Source organism: Pseudomonas sp. 1176_21, from assembly GCF_052850635.1.
Map to the genome: position 1 here is coordinate 936,819 of NZ_VXCV01000001.1, position 17,234 is coordinate 954,052.

The 17,234-nt window shown below is 65.2% G+C and carries 12 protein-coding genes; 4 read left to right on the plus strand and 8 right to left on the minus strand.

The annotated features are described in order from the left end of the window. Window positions 1–124: 124 nt before the first annotated feature. From FW760_RS04460 to FW760_RS04495, 8 genes are all read right to left on the minus strand, one after another. On the minus strand, window positions 125–1,627 hold the full coding sequence (locus FW760_RS04460; protein ID WP_446443648.1) for an efflux transporter outer membrane subunit: 1,503 nt from the start codon (window positions 1,625–1,627) through the stop codon (window positions 125–127). Beyond that, window positions 1,624–4,731: an efflux RND transporter permease subunit gene (locus FW760_RS04465; RefSeq protein WP_043861436.1), complete on the minus strand. Its 3,108-nt coding sequence runs from the start codon at window positions 4,729–4,731 to the stop codon at window positions 1,624–1,626. Before FW760_RS04465 ends, FW760_RS04460 begins: the two co-directional genes overlap by 4 nt. Continuing rightward, window positions 4,728–7,826 (minus strand): MdtB/MuxB family multidrug efflux RND transporter permease subunit, encoded by a 3,099-nt coding sequence (locus tag FW760_RS04470; protein WP_058540138.1) that lies wholly within the window; start codon window positions 7,824–7,826, stop codon window positions 4,728–4,730. The genes FW760_RS04465 and FW760_RS04470 overlap by 4 nt, the downstream gene beginning before the upstream one ends. Continuing rightward, a complete protein-coding gene (locus FW760_RS04475; protein WP_078480367.1) occupies window positions 7,823–9,109 on the minus strand; it encodes an MdtA/MuxA family multidrug efflux RND transporter periplasmic adaptor subunit in 1,287 nt (428 codons plus the stop codon). The genes FW760_RS04470 and FW760_RS04475 overlap by 4 nt, the downstream gene beginning before the upstream one ends. A gap of 256 nt (window positions 9,110–9,365) precedes the next feature. Next, window positions 9,366–9,866, minus strand: coding sequence for a thiol peroxidase (gene tpx, locus FW760_RS04480; protein ID WP_043861433.1), 501 nt, complete (start codon window positions 9,864–9,866; stop codon window positions 9,366–9,368). A 152-nt stretch (window positions 9,867–10,018) separates the two neighbouring features. Continuing rightward, window positions 10,019–11,296, minus strand: coding sequence for a serine/threonine transporter (locus tag FW760_RS04485; protein WP_043861432.1), 1,278 nt, complete (start codon window positions 11,294–11,296; stop codon window positions 10,019–10,021). Between the two features lie 228 nt (window positions 11,297–11,524). Next, entirely contained in the window at window positions 11,525–12,727 is a 1,203-nt protein-coding gene (locus FW760_RS04490; protein WP_043861431.1) for an amino acid aminotransferase, read from the minus strand. A gap of 137 nt (window positions 12,728–12,864) precedes the next feature. Then, window positions 12,865–13,881, minus strand: coding sequence for an Ldh family oxidoreductase (locus FW760_RS04495; protein WP_446443649.1), 1,017 nt, complete (start codon window positions 13,879–13,881; stop codon window positions 12,865–12,867). Window positions 13,882–14,029: 148 nt separating this feature from the next. Here FW760_RS04495 and FW760_RS04500 point away from each other — a divergent pair, with 148 nt between their 5' ends. The 4 genes from FW760_RS04500 (at window position 14,030) to FW760_RS04515 (ending at window position 17,223) form a co-directional block, all read left to right on the plus strand. Beyond that, the gene (locus tag FW760_RS04500; RefSeq protein WP_043861429.1) at window positions 14,030–14,899 is read left to right on the plus strand and encodes a MurR/RpiR family transcriptional regulator; all 870 of its coding nucleotides are present in this window, start codon (window positions 14,030–14,032) and stop codon (window positions 14,897–14,899) included. Window positions 14,900–14,928: 29 nt separating this feature from the next. Beyond that, on the plus strand, window positions 14,929–15,687 hold the full coding sequence (locus tag FW760_RS04505) for an ABC transporter substrate-binding protein (protein ID WP_054914583.1): 759 nt from the start codon (window positions 14,929–14,931) through the stop codon (window positions 15,685–15,687). A 109-nt stretch (window positions 15,688–15,796) separates the two neighbouring features. Further along, the gene (locus FW760_RS04510) at window positions 15,797–16,516 is read left to right on the plus strand and encodes an ABC transporter permease (RefSeq protein ID WP_043861427.1); all 720 of its coding nucleotides are present in this window, start codon (window positions 15,797–15,799) and stop codon (window positions 16,514–16,516) included. Beyond that, the gene (locus tag FW760_RS04515) at window positions 16,513–17,223 is read left to right on the plus strand and encodes an ABC transporter permease (protein WP_123752574.1); all 711 of its coding nucleotides are present in this window, start codon (window positions 16,513–16,515) and stop codon (window positions 17,221–17,223) included. Before FW760_RS04510 ends, FW760_RS04515 begins: the two co-directional genes overlap by 4 nt. Window positions 17,224–17,234 lie beyond the last annotated feature (11 nt).

Genomic DNA, 17,234 nt, shown 5'->3' on the forward strand with positions numbered 1-17,234 from the left:
ATGTTTTTGGCGAATGGCCATCAGGCTTTGGAACCGCGTCGCGGCCTTCGCCAGCAAGGCTGGCCCCTACAATCACACCGCGGCCTGTAGGCGCCGGCCTTGCCGGCGAACGCCTCGACGCACACTACCTGTCGGTCGCGGTACGCTCTTCAGCAGCAAGGCTGGCTGCCTCCCAGCCGCCCCCCAACGCCGCAATCAACTGCACGCTGGCCACCAGCCGGCCCTGCAGCAGGTTCAGCACGCTGCGTTCATTGCTCAACGCGGTGGTCTGCACGTTCACCACGTCCAGATACCCGATCAGGCCCGCCTTGTACTGGTTCTCGGTCAGGCGCAGCGACTCGCGCGCCGACGCCAGCGCCTCATCGCGCACCTGCGCCTCATCGGCATACACCTTCAGCTGCACCAGGTAGTTTTCCACCTCCTGGAAGCCATCCAGCACGCTCTGACGGTACTGCGCCACAGTCTGGTCATACACGGCCTTGGTACGGTCGACCTCGGCCGAGCGCTTGCCGGCATCGAACAGGGTCACGGCCAACTGCGGCCCCACCGACCAGAATCGGTTCGGCAAGCTGATCCAGTCGCTGAAGCTGCTACTGCTGTAGCCACCGCTCATGCTCAGGGTCAGGTCCGGGAAGTACGCCGCCCGCGCCACGCCGATATTGGCGTTGGCCGCCATCACCTTGCGCTCGGCCGAGGCAATGTCGGGGCGGCGCTCCAGCAGCTGCGACGGCAGCGCCAGCGGGATCTGCGGCAAGGCCGGTATGGTGGTGCTCGGCGCCAGGGCAAATTCGGCCGGCGCCTTGCCCATCAGCACGGCAATCGCATTCTCGAACTGCGCACGTTGCCAGATCAGGTCGATCAGGTCGGCCTGGGTGCTCTTGAGCTGGGTCTGTGCCTGGGCCACCGCGTCCTTGCCCGAAACCCCGGCGCGGTACTGGTTCTGGGTCATGGTCAGCGAACGCTGATAGGCCGCCAGCGTGGCCTCGAGCAGGCGCTTCTGCTCGTCGATCACACGCAGCTGCAGGTAGTTTTGCACCAGCTCCGACTGCAGGCTCAGGCGTATCGCCGCCAGGTCCGCCAGGCTCGCCTCGGCACTCGCCTCGTTGGCGTTCAGGCCCTCACGCAGCTTGCCCCACAGGTCGGCTTCCCAGCTCACGCCCAGCTGGGCGCTGTACGTGTCGCGGATACCGCTGCTGTTGTTGCTCAGGCTCGAACTGCTGCTGCCGGTGCCCTGGCTGGAGCGGGTCTTGCCGGCGCTCAGGTCGAGGCTGGGAAACAGCGAAGACCGGGCGCTGCGCACCAGGGTCTGGGCCTGGCGGTATTGCGCCTCGTACTGGGCCACCGTCTGGTTGTTGGCATTGAGCTGCTCGACCAGACCGTTGAGCTGCGCATCGCCGTACAGCTCCCACCAGGCGCCGCGCGCCAGGGCGTCGGACGGGTTGGCCTGGGTCCAGCCCTCGGCGTACTTGAACGCCACCGGCTCCGGCGCCTGCGGCCGGTGGTAGTCGGGGCTCAGGGTACAGGCGCTGAGCATCGCCAGGCACAGGGCCGAGGTCAGCAGGCGCGAACCACGGGCCGCCAGCACGCGCTGCAGGGAAGGTGGACAAACATCGGCAGGTCGGGTCATAGCGGGGTTTCCAAAGCAGCGTCGGTACGCACGCCACGCCAGTGATTGAAGCGATGGCGCAGGCGGTCCAGATAGAGGTAGACCACCGGGGTGGTGTAAAGCGTGAGGATCTGGCTGAACACCAGCCCGCCAATGATGGTCAGGCCCAGCGGCTGGCGCATCTCGGCGCCCTCGGCGGTGCTCAGCAGCAACGGCAAGGCGCCCAGGATCGCCGCCAGGGTGGTCATCAGGATCGGCCGCAGACGCAGCAGGCAGGCCCGACGAATCGACTCCTGCGGGCTCAGCCCTTCATGGCGCTCCAGCTGCAGGGCCAGGTCGATCATCAGAATCGCGTTCTTCTTCACCACCCCGATCAGCAGGAACAGCCCCAGCAGCGAGATCAGGCTGAATTCGCTGCCGACCACGTACAGCGTCAGCAGCGCCCCTACCCCGGCCGACGGCAGGGTCGAGAGGATGGTCAGCGGGTGAATGTAGCTTTCATACAGAATCCCCAGCACCAGGTACACCGCCAGCAAGGCGCCGAGGATCATCCAGGGCTGGCCCTCCTGGCTCTTGGTGAAGGCATCGCCGGTACCGCCAAGCTTGGCGATCACGTCCTCGGGCAGGCCGACCTTGGCCACCGCGCGCTCCACCGCGGCCAGCGCCACGTCCTGGCTGACGCCTTCTGCGAGGTCGAACGAGATGTCCTCGGAGGCGAACTGCCCCTCGTGGCTGACACGGTCCTCGGCCAGGCTGTTCTCGTAATGGGCAAAGGTCGACAGCGGCACGCGCGCGCCGTCGGCGGTGATCACCTGTACCTGCTCCAGGGTGCGCGGGTCCTGCGCATACTTGGGGTTGACCTCCATCACCACCTGGTACTGGTTGAGGCTGTCGTAGATGGTCGAGATCTGGCGCTGGCTGTAGGCGTTGTTGAGCACGGCGGTGACCATGTTCATGTCGATGCCCAGGCGTTTGGCCTGCTCGCGATCGACCACCAGGGTCACCTGCTGGGTGCCGCTGCCTTCGCGGGCGTCGATGGCCGTCAGCTCCGGCAGCGCCTTGAACGCCGCCACCACCTTCGGGTACCACTCGCGCAACGCCGTCAGCTCGCCACTTTGCAGGGTGTAGAGAAACTGCGAGCTGCTCTGCTCGCGGCCACCGCCAAACTGCAGGTCCTGGTCGGCCATCAGGAACAGCCGCCCGCCGGGTACCTTGGGCATCTCCTTGCGCAGGCGCTCGATGATCTTCTGCGCCGACTCCTTGCGCTCCTTGATCGGCTTGAGGCGCACCAGCACCATGGCGTTGTTGATGCCGCTGTTGCCGCCGATGAAACCGGCCACGCTCTGCACGGCCGGGTCCTTGAGCAAGGCGCGCCGGTAGATTTCCATCTTCGGCTGCATCACCGCGAACGACAGGCCATCGTCACCCCGTACAAAGCCCATCAGCTGGCCGGTGTCCTGCTGCGGCATCAGGGTCTTGGGCACCACCACGTACAGCGCCACGTTGACCACGATGGTCACCAGCAGGCTCAGCAGGGTCAGGCGGCGATGGCGCAGCGCCCAGCCCAGGCTGCGGTCGTAGCCGGCCATCATGCGCTGGTTGAGACGCTCGCTCCAGCGCTGCAGGCGGGTCTGCTCGCCGGGGGCGTGAGGTTTGAGCCAGCGCGCGCAGAGCATCGGCGTGAGCGTCAGCGACACCACCAGCGACACCAGGATGGCCGCCGCCAGGGTGATGGAGAACTCGCGGAACAACGACTCGACGATGCCGCCCATGAACAGGATCGAGACGAACACCGCCACCAGCGAGGCGTTCATCGCCAGCAGCGTGAAGCCCACCTCCTTGGCGCCGAGGAAGGCCGCGGCCAGCGGCGCGACGCCTTCGTCGATATGCCGCGAGATGTTCTCCAGCACCACGATGGCGTCGTCCACCACCAGCCCGGTGGCGAGAATCAGCGCCATCAGCGACAGGTTGTTGAGCGAGAACCCGCACAGGTACATCACCGCGAAGGTGCCCACCAGCGACACCGGCACCGCCAGGGTCGGGATCAGCGAGGCGCGCAGGTTGCCCAGGAACAGGAACACCACCAGGATCACCAGCGCCACGGCGATCAGCAGCGTGTGTTCGGCCTCCTTGAGGGTGGCCTTGATCACCGGCGAGCGGTCCATGGCCACGTTCAGTTGCACGCTGGCCGGCATCAGGTCCTGCAACGCCGGCAGCTGCTCCTTGATGCTCTCGATGGTCTTGATGATGTTGGCGCCGGTCTGGCGGTTGATCACCAGCAGCACCGCGTCCTTGTCGTTGAAGAAACCGCTGTTGTAGCGGTTCTCCACGCCATCGGTGACCTTGGCCACGTGGCTCAGGCGCAGCACCGAGCCGTCCTGGTAGCGAATCACCAGCGGGCCGTAGTCCTTGGCTTTCTCCAGTTGATCGTTGGCCTGTACCTGCCAGCTGCGCTGGGTGTCCTCGATGAAGCCCTTGGGCCGGCGCACGTTGGCGTTGGCGATGGTCTGGCGCACATCGTCCAGGCTCACGCCGTACTGGTTGAGCAGTTGCGGCTCAAGCTCGATACGCACCGCCGGCAGCGAACTGCCGCCGATCTGCACCTCGCCCACACCCGGCACCTGGGACAGGCTCTGGGACAGGATGGTGGAGGCCAGGTCGTAGAGCTGGCCCTTCTGCAGCACATCGGAGGTCAGCGACAGCACCATGATCGGTGCCTGGGCCGGGTTGAACTTGTTGTAGGTGGGCATGCTCTTCATGCCGCTGGGCAGCAGGTTGCGCGTGGCATTGATGGCCGCCTGCACCTCGCGTGCGGCGCCATCGATGTCGCGCCCCATGTCGAAGCCCAGGATCACCCGCGTGGAGCCCTGGCTGGAACGGCTGGTCAGGGTGTTGACCCCGGCGATGCTGCCCAGCGAGCGTTCCAGCGGGGTTGCCACGGTGGAGGCCATCACCTCGGGGCTGGCCCCGGGCAGGCTGGCCGACACCACGATCACCGGGAAGTCCATCTGCGGCAGCGGCGCCACCGGCAGCAGGCCGAAGCTGACCCCGCCCAGCAGCATGATGGCCAGGCTCAGCAGCATGGTCGCCACCGGGCGACGGATAAACGGGCCGGAGAGGTTCATGCGTCGGCCTGTTGCGGGTCAGGCTGACGGCGCCAGCGACGCGCCAGGCGGTCGAAGTACAGGTAGATCACCGGCGTGGTGAACAGCGTCAGCACCTGGCTCACCAGCAGCCCGCCCACCATCACCAGGCCCAGCGGCTGGCGCAGCTCGGCGCCCGAGCCGGTGGCGAGCATCAGCGGGATGGCCCCGAACAGCGCCGCCAGGGTGGTCATCAGGATCGGCCGGAAGCGCAGCAGCGCCGCCTGGTAGATCGCCGTCTGCGGGTCCATGCCCTGGTTGCGTTCGGCCTCCAGGGCGAAGTCGATCATCATGATCGCGTTCTTCTTGACGATACCGATCAGCAGGATGATGCCGATGATCGCGATCATGCCCAGGTCGTTGCCACTGATCATCAAGGCCAGCAGCGCGCCCACTGCGGCCGAGGGCAGGGTCGAAAGGATGGTCACCGGGTGGATGTAGCTCTCGTAGAGCACACCGAGCACGATGTACATGGTCACCACCGCCGCCAGAATCAGCAGCAGGGTGCTCGACAGCGACGCCTGGAAGGCTTCGGCCGCGCCCTGGAAGCGGGTCTGCACGCCCAGCGGCATGCCGATCTGCTGCTGCACCTGTTCGATGACCTTGACGCCCTCGCCCAGCGACACGCCTTCGGCCAGGTTGAACGACATCATCACCGCCGGGAACTGGCCGATGTGGGCAATGGCCAGTTGCGCCTGGCGCTGCTCCACGTGGGCCAGGCTCGACAGGCGCACCTGCGCGCCATCGGTGGTCTTGACGTAGATCTGGTCGAGCACCCTGGGCCCAAGGTCGGCCGCCGCAGCGGCCTGCAGCACCACGCGGTACTGGCTGGCCTGGGTATAGATGGTGGAGATCTGGCGCTGGCCGAAGGCGTCGTACAGCGCGTTGGTGATTTCCGACACGTTGATGCCCAGACGGCTGGCGGCGTCGCGGTCGATCACCAGAAACACCTGCAGGCCCTTGTCCTGCAGGTCGCTGGCCACATCGGTCAGCTCGGGGCGATCATGCAACGCATCCACCAGCTTGCCGCTCCACTGCGCGAGCAGGTCGGCATCCGGCGACGACAGGCTGAACTGGTACTGGGTGCGGCTGACGCGGTCTTCGATGCTCAGGTCCTGCACCGGCTGCATGAACAGGCGAATGCCCACCAGCTTGTCCAGTTGCGGTTGCAAACGGGTGATGACCTGCGAGGCAGTGATGTCGCGCTCGCCGTGGGGCTTGAGGTTGATCAGCAACCGGCCGCTGTTGAGCGTGGCGTTGTCGCCGTCGACGCCGATGTACGACGACAGGCTCTGCACGGCCGGGTCCTGCAGGATCACCGCGCTCAGTTCCTGCTGGCGCTGGCTCATGGCGGCGAACGAGATCGACTGCGGGGCTTCGGAAATACCCTGGATCACCCCGGTGTCCTGCACCGGGAAAAAGCCCTTGGGCACCGCCAGGTACAGCAGCACGGTCAGGCCCAGGGTCGCCACCGCCACCAGCAGGGTCAGCGGCTGGTGGCGCAGCACCCACTGCAGGCCGCGACCATAGTGGGCGATCATCCAGTCGATCCAGGCACCGCTGGCGCGGTAGAAGCGCCCCTGTTCCTCTTCCCTGGGCTCGCGCTTGAGCAGGCGCGCGCACATCATCGGCGTGAGGGTCAGCGACACCACCAGCGAGATCAGGATCGCCACCGCCAGGGTGATGGCGAACTCGCGGAACAACCGCCCCACCACGTCGGCCATGAACAGCAGCGGGATCAGTACCGCGATCAGCGAGAAGGTCAGCGAGATCAGGGTGAAGCCGATCTGCCGGGCGCCCTTGAGCGCGGCCTGCATCGGCGTCTCGCCCTCCTCGATATGCCGCGAGATGTTCTCCAGCATCACGATGGCATCGTCCACCACGAAGCCGGTGGCGATGGTCAGGGCCATCAGCGTGAGGTTGTTGATCGAGAACCCGGCCAGGTACATCACGCCGAAGGTGCCGATCAGCGACAGTGGCACGGCGATCGACGGGATGAGGGTGGCGCTGGCCCGGCGCAGGAACAGGAAGGTCACCAGCACCACCAGCACGATGGCGATCAGCAGCTCGTGCTGCACATCCTTGACCGAAGCACGGATGGTCTGGGTGCGGTCGGTGAGCACCACCACGTCCAGCCCCGCCGGCAGGTTGTCGGTGATCGACGGCAGCAGCGCCTTGATCCGGTCGACCACCTCGATGACGTTGGCCCCAGGCTGGCGCTGGATGTTCAGCAGCACTGCCTGGCTCTGGTTGGCCCAGGCCGCCAGGCGCTCGTTCTCGGCGCCGTCGACGATCTCGGCAACGTCCTTCAGGCGCAGCGGCGCACCGTTCTTGTAGGCCAGGATCAGGTTGGCGTATTCCTCGGGGGAACGCAGCTGGTCGTTGGCGTCGAGCATCGAGACCCGCGTGGGGCCGTCGAAGTTGCCCTTGGGCTGGTTGACGTTGGAGGCGCCGATCAGGGTGCGCACGTCGGCCAGGTTCAGCCCGGCCGAGGCCAGCGCGTCAGGGTTGACCTTGATGCGTACCGCCTGGCGCTGGCCACCGGCGATGCTGACCATGCCCACACCGCTGATCTGTGCGATCTTCTGCGCCATGCGCGTGTCGACCAGGTCGTTGAGCTTGGGCAGCAGCATGGTCTTGCTGGTGATGGCCAGGGTCAGTACCGGGGTATCGGCCGGGTTGACCTTGTTGTACACCGGCGGCGCCGGCAGGTCGCTGGGCAACAGGTTGCTGGCCGCGTTGATCGCCGCCTGCACCTGCTGCTCGGCGACGTCCATGTTCATTTCGAGGCTGAAGCGCAGGGTCAGTACCGAGGCACCGCCCGAACTGGTCGAGGCCATCTGGGTAAGCCCGGGCATCTGCCCGAACTGGCGCTCCAGCGGCGCGGTGACCGCGCTGGTCATCACCTGCGGGCTGGCACCGGGGTACAGGGTGATGACCCGGATGGTCGGGTAATCGACCTGGGGCAAGGCCGCCACGGGCAGCAACGTGTAGGCGATCAGGCCGGCCAGCACGATGGCAAGCATGCTCAGCGTGGTGGCGACCGGGCGCAGGATGAACAGCCGCGAAAGGTTCATGCGCCAGCCTTGCCCTGCTCGCCCGGCGTGGCCGAGAGGTCTTTCTTGTCCTGGCCCTGCAGGTGCTGGCCTGGGGTGGCGGGCACGTCGCTGCTGTCGTTGACCACTTCCACCTCGCTGCCGTCACGCAGGCGGTCGGTGCCTTCGAGCACCACGCGCTCGCCCTTGGCCAGGCCTTCCTTGACCACCGTGAGGTCGCCGTCGCTGGCGCCGAGCTTGAGGCTGCGGATGGTCACCTTGTTGTCGCCGTCCATCACGTAGGCGAAGGTGCCGTTGGTGCCGAACTGCATCGCGGCCGATGGCGCCAGCACCACGTCCTTCAAGGTATCGGCCAGCAGGCGCACGTTGACGAACTGGTTGGGGAACAGCATTTCATCCTGGTTTTCGAACCCGGCCTTGAACTTCAGGGTGCCGGTGGTGGTGTCGATCTGGTTGTCCAGGCTGCTCAGCACGCCCACCGAGAGCTGCTGGGTGTCGCCGCGGTCCCACGCCTGCACCGGCAGCTGGGCCCCGCTGCGGTAGCGCGACAGCACGGTGCTCAGCTCGGTTTCCGGCAGGGTGAAGACCACGGTGATCGGCTGGGTCTGGGTGATCACCACCAGTGCCGTGGTGTCGTTGGCCGCCACCAGGTTGCCGACGTCCAGCTGGCGCAGGCCCAGGCGCCCGCTGATGGGGGCGCGAATCCTGGTGAAGTCGAGGTTGAGCCTGGCATCGCCCACCGCCGCCTGGTTGGTCTTGATGGTGCCCTGGTACTGGGCCACCAGCGCGGCCTGGGTATCGAGGGTCTGCTTGGCGATGCTGTCTTCGGCGAACAGGCCCTTGTAGCGCTCAAGGTCGATCTGGGCGTTTTTCAGCTGCGCCTGGTTCTGTGCCAGGGTGCCTTCGGCCTGCTGCAGGGCGATCTGGTAGCTGCGCGGGTCGATCTCTGCCAGCAGGTCGCCGGCCTTGACCCGCTGGCCTTCCTTGAAGTTGATCTTGACCAGCTCGCCGCCCACGCGGCTGCGCACGTTGACCGTGTTGGTCGCGGTCACGGTGCCCAGGGCCTTGTAGTACAGCGGGAAGTCGCCCACGGTGGCCGGCGCCACACGCACCGGTACCGGCCCGCCGAACGCGCCGAAACCTGGCCGCCCGCCCCCCGGCTTGCCTGCGCCCGGGGCCTTGGTCGCCGGCGATGAGGGCCAGAATACCCAGCACAGGCCGGCAATCAGCAGCAGGACCAGCAGGCTCAGCAGCCAGCGACGGGAGTGACGAGGACGGGCGGTTTGCATCGGTTGATCGGCCATTGTGCGGAAAGACTTCTCTTGAGGAGGCTGAACGATAAGCAGTAGAGCGGTTTTAGCAAAGCGCCTTTACCGGCTATTTACCTAGAGCTGACGTTGGCAAAGTGCTGAACTATAAATAAAAACGGCCTGGGCTAAGGCCAGGCCGTTACAACTTTTTTCAAATAACCTTTCTATTTCAGCACCGCCCCCCTGTGGGAGATGGCTTGCCAGCGAAGGCATCCATGCAGTGCATGAAAACTCGCGGTGCCTGAATGCGTTACTTCAGTACCGCCAGCGCCGCGTCGTAGTTCGGCTCTTCGGCGATTTCCTTGACCAGTTCGGCGTGCAGCACCTTGTCGTTTTCGTCCAGTACCACGACTGCACGGGCAGTCAGGCCCTTGAGCGGGCCGTCGGCGATGGCCACGCCGTAGTTCTGGATGAATTCGGCACCACGCAGGGTGGACAGGTTCTTGACGTTTTCCAGGCCTTCGGCGCCGCAGAAGCGTGCCTGGGCGAACGGCAGGTCGGCCGAGATGCACAGTACCACGGTGTTGGCCAGTTCGTTGGCCTTGGCGTTGAACTGGCGCACCGAGGTGGCGCAGGTCGGGGTGTCGACGCTCGGGAAGATGTTCAGCACTTTACGCTTGCCGGCGAAGGAAGCCAGGGTCACGTCGGACAGGTCGCCCGCCACCAGGGAAAACGCAGGTGCCTGGGCACCGACTTTCGGCAGTTCGCCGTTGACCTGAACCGGGTTGCCTTTGAGAGTCACTTGAGCCATGAAAGAAGTCCTTATGCGGGGGTGAGTAAAGGACCAGAGTTAAGCATGAAAGTGCCCCGACACCTATGGGGCAGCGATAAATTGTTGAATATCCAGAGAGTTTTTGTGGACAAAGAGCGAGCAAGGGTGTGCACCCCTGCCCGCCCCCGGCCTCAGCCGACCAGCGAGTAGACGATGGCGCTGATGGCCACCAGGCCCACCACGACCACGAACACGTTGGACAGCGCGCCACTGTACTTGCGCATCGCCGGCACGCGGCGGATGGCGTACATCGGCATCAGGAACAGGATCGCCGCGATCACCGGGCCGCCGAACGACTCGATCATGCTCAGGATGCTGGGGTTGAGCGTGGCCACCACCCAGCAGATCACCAGCATGAAGGCTGCGGTGAACCGGTCCAGGGCCTTGGCACCCGGCCGCTTGCCCGTCTTGAGCACCAGGCCCTTGAGGCCTTCGCTGGCACCGATGTAATGGCCCAGGAACGACTTGGCGATGGCGATGAAGGCAATCAGCGGTGCAGCGAACTCGATGGTCGGGTTGCTGAAGTGGTTGGCCAGGTACGACAGGATCGACAGGTTCTGCGCCTTGGCCTCGGCCAGTTGCGCCGGGTTCAGGGTGAGCACGCAGCTGAACACGAAGAACATCACCATTGCCACCATCAGCAGGTGCGCGCGCCGCAGGATCTGCCCGCTGCGCTCGTCGGCGTGCTCGCCGTAGCGGCGTTTCTGGTCCACGGCAAAGGCCGAAATGATCGGCGAGTGGTTGAACGAGAACACCATCACCGGAATCGCCAGCCACAGGGTGTGCACGAATGCCGACCCCGATGGCAGCTCGGTGGCGGTCGTGAGGATGCCGCCGTTCCAGTGCGGTATCAGGAACACCGCCAGCAATGCCAGGGCCACGATGAAGGGGTACACCAGCAGGCTCATGACCTTGACGGTGGCCTGCTCGCCGCAGCGCACGATGACCAGCAGGCCCAGGATCAGCACGAACGACAGCAGCACCCGCGGCGGCGGCGCCATGTGCAGTTGATGCTCCATGAAGCTGCTGACCGTGTTGGTCAGGGCCACGCTGTAGATCAGCAGGATGGGGAAGATGGCCAGGAAGTACAGCAAGGTGATGCAGGCGCCGGCGCTGAGGCCGAAATGCTCCTCCACCACTTCGGTGATGTCGGCACCGTCACGCCCCGAGAGCACGAAGCGGGTCAGGCCACGGTGTGCGTAGTAGGTCATCGGGAAGGCCAGCAGCGCGAGGATCAGCAGCGGCCAGAAGCCGCCGAGGCCGGCGTTGATTGGCAGGAACAGCGTGCCGGCACCGATGGCGGTACCGAACAGGCCCAGCATCCAGGTGGTGTCCTGCCGGGCCCAGCTACCTAGGGCGGCGGGGGTCGATTCGAAGCGTTGATCAACGCTCGGGGCCTGCTCATTCATCCGGGTGCAACTCCGCTCGCAAGACTGCAACATCGCTGGGAGTGGCCAAACAGACGCATCGGCGCACCCCAGCTGTAAAAGAGGGGCGCGATTGTGCGCGCTTTGGTTGCACTTGCAAAGCCCTTGCCGAGGAGTGGTTGCACCTGCCGGCAGCGCAGCGCCGGTCAAGCCCGCCCCCACAAGGCCATCACTGTACGTGTGGGAGCGGGCTTGAGCCGCAACTGGCCGTTATGCGGTCTTGTGCACCGCCGCGAACGCTTCGGCCACCTGCTGCAGGTTGTCCGGGCGCACGCCCGACATGCACACCCGGCCGCTGTCGATCAGGTACACGCCGAACTCGTCACGCAGCCGGCGTACCTGCTCCACGCTGAAGCCGGTGTAGCTGAACATGCCGCGCTGGCTCAGGAAGAAGTCGAAGTTCTGACCCGGCAGCAGCACCGCCAGTGCATCCACCAGCGCCTGGCGCATGTCCAGGATACGCAGGCGCATCCCCTCCACTTCAGCCTGCCACTGGGCATTCAGGCCGGCATCGCCAAGCACCGTCGCAACCAGTTGCGCACCGAAGTTGGGCGGGCTGGAGTAGTTGCGACGCACGGTCGCCTTGAGCTGGCCCAGCACGCTCTGCGCGGTGGCGCTGTCGTCACAGACCACCGACAGGCCGCCAACCCGCTCGCCATACAGCGAGAAGATCTTGGAGAACGAGTTGCTGACCAGGCACGGCACGCCGGCGCGGGCAAACTCGCGAATGGCGTAGGCGTCGGCGTCCAGGCCTTCACCGAAGCCCTGGTAGGCGATATCGAGGAACGGAATCAGCTCGCGCGCCTTGACCACCTCGATCACCTGCTGCCATTGCGCCTGGTTCAGGTCGACCCCGGTCGGGTTGTGGCAGCACGGGTGCAGCAGCACGATGCTGTTGGCCGGCAGGGTCTGCAGGGTGGCGAGCATGCCGTCGAAGTCCAGGCCACGGGTGGCCGGGTCGAAGTACGGGTAGGTGTTGACCTTGAACCCGGCGCCTTCGAAGATCGCGCGGTGGTTGTCCCAGGTCGGGTCGCTGACCCATACCTGCGAGTCGGCGAAATAGCGCTTGAGGAAGTCGGCACCGACCTTCAGCGCACCCGAGCCGCCCACGGTCTGCACGGTGGCCACACGTGCGCCACCCACGGCCGGGTGATCGGCGCCGAACAGCAGCGCCTGGATCGCCTGGCGGTAGCTGCCCAGGCCTTCCATCGGCAGGTACAGCGAGGCTTCGTGGGGCTGGTCGGCCAGGCGTTTTTCCGCCTCGCCCACTGCCGCCAGCTGTGGCACCACACCGGCGGCGTCGTAATACAGGCCGATGCTCAGGTTGACCTTGTTGGCACGCGGATCGGCCTTGAAGGTCTCCATCAGGGAGAGAATCGGATCGCCGGCATAGGCATCGACATGTTTGAACACAGCGTGCAGCTCCTTGGGTCTGGGCAAATCGTGAAAGACGCTGCCGAGGATACCTGTAGCCGGCGATTTGTGACATGACCCTGGATGCAACTGATCAGTGCAGCTGCGCATGCATCCGCCGGCGAAAAGGCCGCGGGTCACCCCTTGGCCAACACCTGCAACTGCTCGAACTCCTGCGCCGTCACGCTCACCCCGTCCCGCGCCGACGCCTCGCGCTCACGCAAGCGCCGCTCGCCGGGCATGCGGGTCAGGCCTACCGCCTGCATCTGTTCCACCAGTTCACGGCTGCGCTCGGCAAAACGGCTGCCTTCGGCCTTGGTCGGGTCGATCACGATCACCAGTTGCCCGGTCCACGGGGTCTTGGCGCCCGGGTGCTGCGACCAGTCGAACTCAAAGGAGAAGTTGCCGCCGGTCAGCGCCGCGGCCAGCAACTCGACCATCATCGACAGCGCCGAGCCCTTGTGCCCGCCAAAGGGCAGCAAGGCACCCCCGTCGAGAATCGCCTGCGGGTCGCAGGTCGGCTGCCCGTCGCGGTCCACGCCCATGCCTTCGGGCAACTGCTCGCCCTTGCGCGCGGCAATCTGCACGTCACCATGGGCCATGGCGCTGGTGGCCATGTCGAACACGATCGGCGCATGCCCGGCACAGGGTGCGGCGAACGCGATGGGGTTGGTACCGAACAGTGGCTTGCGCGCGCCGTGCGGCACCACGCAGGTCATGCTGTTGACCACGCTCAGGGCCACCAGGCCTTCTTCGGCAAAGGGCTCGACATCCGGCCACAGGGCCGCGAAGTGATGCGAGTTGTGTATCGCCAGCACCGCAATGCCGGCACTGCGGGCCTTTTCCACCAGCAGCGCCCGCGCCGCCTCGAGCGCCGGCTGGGCAAAACCGCCCCCGGCATCGACCAGTACGTAGCCGCTGGCCACGTCCTGCACCTGGGGCACCGCCGTGCCGTTGACCCAGCCACTGGCCAGGGTCGACACATAGGCGGGAATCCGGAATACCCCGTGGCTATGGGCGCCGTCGCGCTGGGCGCTGGCGCAGTTGGCGGCCAACGTGCGGGCAACCGATTCGCTGGTGCCGTGGCGCACGAAAATCTGCTGCAACAGGCGCTCGAGGTCGGCCTGGGGCAAGTGGTGAACAGCTGCGGACATCTGAAGCTCCCTTGTTGGAATTGGTATGGGCGACAGCAGTGAGCGATAGCGGACTTTCCTCCGATTGACAGCAAACTGTCAAATGTTGACTTGATGACAGAAAACATTCATTTTCTATTCCCAGCGCAACCGCCGTCGAGAATCGTCCGTGAGCCAACCGATCAAGCAACGCCTGGAAAACAGCCTGCAACATGCGGCGGCCTCGGGTCGCAAGATCGCCACGTACATGCTCGCCCATTTCACCGACCTGCCCTTCGAGACCTCGGCCAGCCTGGCGGCAAAAATCGGCGTCAGCGAATCGAGTGTCGGGCGTTTCTGCCGCTCGCTCGGCTACGAGCACCTCAAGGCCCTCAAGCACGATCTCAAGGACGACCTGGGCGATGGCCCATGGCTGGTCGGTGATCGGTTGCAAGAATTTCGCCAACAACAGGGCAAGGACGACATCGACCGCGCGCGCAGCCTCGAGCTGGAGGTCGCCGCCCTGGTGCGGGTCTACGAGTACAGCCGCACCGAGGCCTGGCACACCGTGGCCCGGCGCCTGGCCGAACGGCGCCGGGTATTCATTGCCGGGTTCCAGACCGAGCGCGGTATCGCCCAGTGCATGAGCCACCTGCTGCAATACCTGCGCGATGGCGTGCAGGTGGTGGACGGCAGCGCCGGGCACTTCGGCGAAGTGCTGCTCAGCGCCTCGCACGACTGCGCGCTGGTGGTGTTCGAGGCGCGCCGCTACTCGCGCCACGCCCTGGTGCTGTGTCGCAAGGCACGCGAAGCGGGCATCCCGGTAACACTGGTTACCGACACCTTCTGTGACTGGGCCGATGCCAACGCCGACGAGGTGTTTCGCATCCCCACCGAATTCAATCTGTTCTGGGAGTCCACCGCGACGATGCTGTCGTGGGTACACCTGATGGTCAACGAGGTCTGCAAGAAGCTCGGGCCGGATGTTGAAAAACGCTTGGAAGCAACTGCCGCTCTACACAACGAATTCGTTGGCTACACGTCAACGAGCAAACAATAGCAAGAGTGCAATCAACCACGAGGTGTTTCATGAAACCCGTCCTCCGCTTTGCAGGCGCATGCGCGCTGCTGTTCGCCGGCATCACCTCGGCCCAGGCCGAAACCCTGAAGATTGCCACCGAAGGCGCCTACCCGCCGTTCAACTACGTCGACTCCAAGAACCAGCTGCACGGCTTTGACGTGGACATCGCCAAGGCCCTGTGCGAACAGATGAAGGTCGAGTGCACCGTGGTGGCCCAGGACTGGGAAGGCATCATCCCGGCGCTGATGGCCAAGAAGTACGACGCCGTGGTGGCCTCGATGATCAACACCGAAGAGCGCCGCAAGAAAATCGCCTTCACCAACCACTACTACAAGACACCGCTGTCGGTCGCAGTGCCCAAGGACAGCGAGATCACCGACGCGCAGACCGACTTCAAGGGTTACACGGTGGGCGCGCAGTCCTCCTCCACCCAGGCGATCTACGCCGAAGACGTGTATGGCAAGGCCGGTGCCGACGTCAAGCTGTACCCGACCCTGGACGAAGCCAACGCGGACCTCGCCGCCGGGCGCCTGGACGGGGTGATTGCCGACAAGTTCCCGCTGCTCGAATGGCTGGGCAAGGCAGGCAAGGACTGCTGCAAGATCCTGGGTGACGTCAAGGGCACCACCGCCGATGCCTCGATCGCCGTGCGCAAGGAAGACGAGGCGCTGCGCGAGCGCCTGAACAAGGCCCTGGACGAGATCGTCGCCAACGGGACTTACCAGAAGATCTCCAGCAAATACTTCGACTTCGATATCTACCAGTAAGACCGCATTCGCTGGCAAGCCAGCTCCCACAGGGTTTTGCGTCAACCGCGACCCTGTGGGAGCCGGCTTGCCGGCGAAGAGGCCCTGTTGTCTTGCCGAGGGTTCGCGCATGATCGAACAACTGTCCCTGTTATCCTTCGCCAGCGGCGGCTGGGGCCAGGCCCTGCTGGCCGGCGCCCTGGTGACCATTTCCCTGGCCCTGGCCTGCCTGCCCATCGGCCTACCGCTGGGCCTGGGCGTGGCGCTGGCCGCCCGCTCGAAAAAACGCTTTCCGCGCGCCTGGGCCACCGTGTTCTCCACGGTATTTCGCGGCCTGCCCGAACTGCTCACGCTGCTGATCATCTATTACGGCTGCCAGATCGCCGCGCAGAAGATCCTCACCGCCATGGGCTACGAGGGCGAGGTAATGATCAATACCTTCCTCGCCGCCATGATCGCCTTCAGCCTGGTGTTCGCCGCGTTTTCCAGTGAAATCTGGCTGGGCGCGTTCAAGACCATTCCCAAGGGCCAGTACGAGGCCTCGGCCGCGCTGGGCCTGAGCAAAACCACCACCTTCCGCAAGGTGGTGTTCCCGCAGCTGGTACGCATCGCCCTGCCGGGCCTGTCGAACAACTGGCTGTCGCTGCTCAAGGACACCTCGCTGGTGTCGACCATCTCGCTGGTCGACCTCATGCGCCAGACCAACCTGGCCGTCAGCGTGACCAAGGAGCCGATGTTCTTCTACACCGTGGCCTGCCTGGGCTACCTGCTGTTCTCGGCGCTGTCGGGCCGGGTCTTCGCCTACATCGAACGCCACACCAGCCGTCACCTGCGGAGTGCACGCACATGAATCTCGATGCCCTGCTGGCGTTCTTCGTCGACCCCGACCTGCTCGAACGCTACGGCCCGCGCTTTATCGACGGGCTGCTGGTCACCGGCAAACTGGTGGCCATCTCCTTCACCCTGGGCGCCCTGCTGGGCCTGCTGCTGGCGCTGGCGCGGCTGTCGAACAACGTGCTGCTGCAACGCCTGAGCGCCGGCTACATCTACTTCTTCCGGGGCTCGCCGCTGCTGGCGCAGCTGTTTCTGCTGTACTACGGGCTGGGCTCGCTCAAGAGCTTCTGGCAGGACGTCGGCATGTGGTGGTTCTTCCGCGAAGCCTGGTACTGCACCCTGCTGGCCTTCACCCTGAACACCGCCGCCTACCAGGCCGAGATCTTTCGCGGCAGCCTGATGGCCGTGGCCCCCGGGCAATACGAGGCGGCCAGGGCACTGAGCCTGAAGCGCTCGACCACCTTCTTCAGGGTGATCCTGCCGCAGTCGCTGATCGTGGCCATCGGCCCGCTGGGCAACGAGCTGATTCTGATGATCAAGGCCAGTGCAATCGCCTCGCTGGTGACCATCTACGACCTGATGGGCGTGACCAAGCTGGCCTTCTCGCGCAGTTTCGACTTCCAGATCTACCTGTGGGCCGCGGTGCTCTACCTGCTGATCGTGGAGATCGTGCGCCGCAGCCTCAAACACATAGAAGCCCGACTGGGCCGCCACCTGCGCTGAACCGTAGCCGT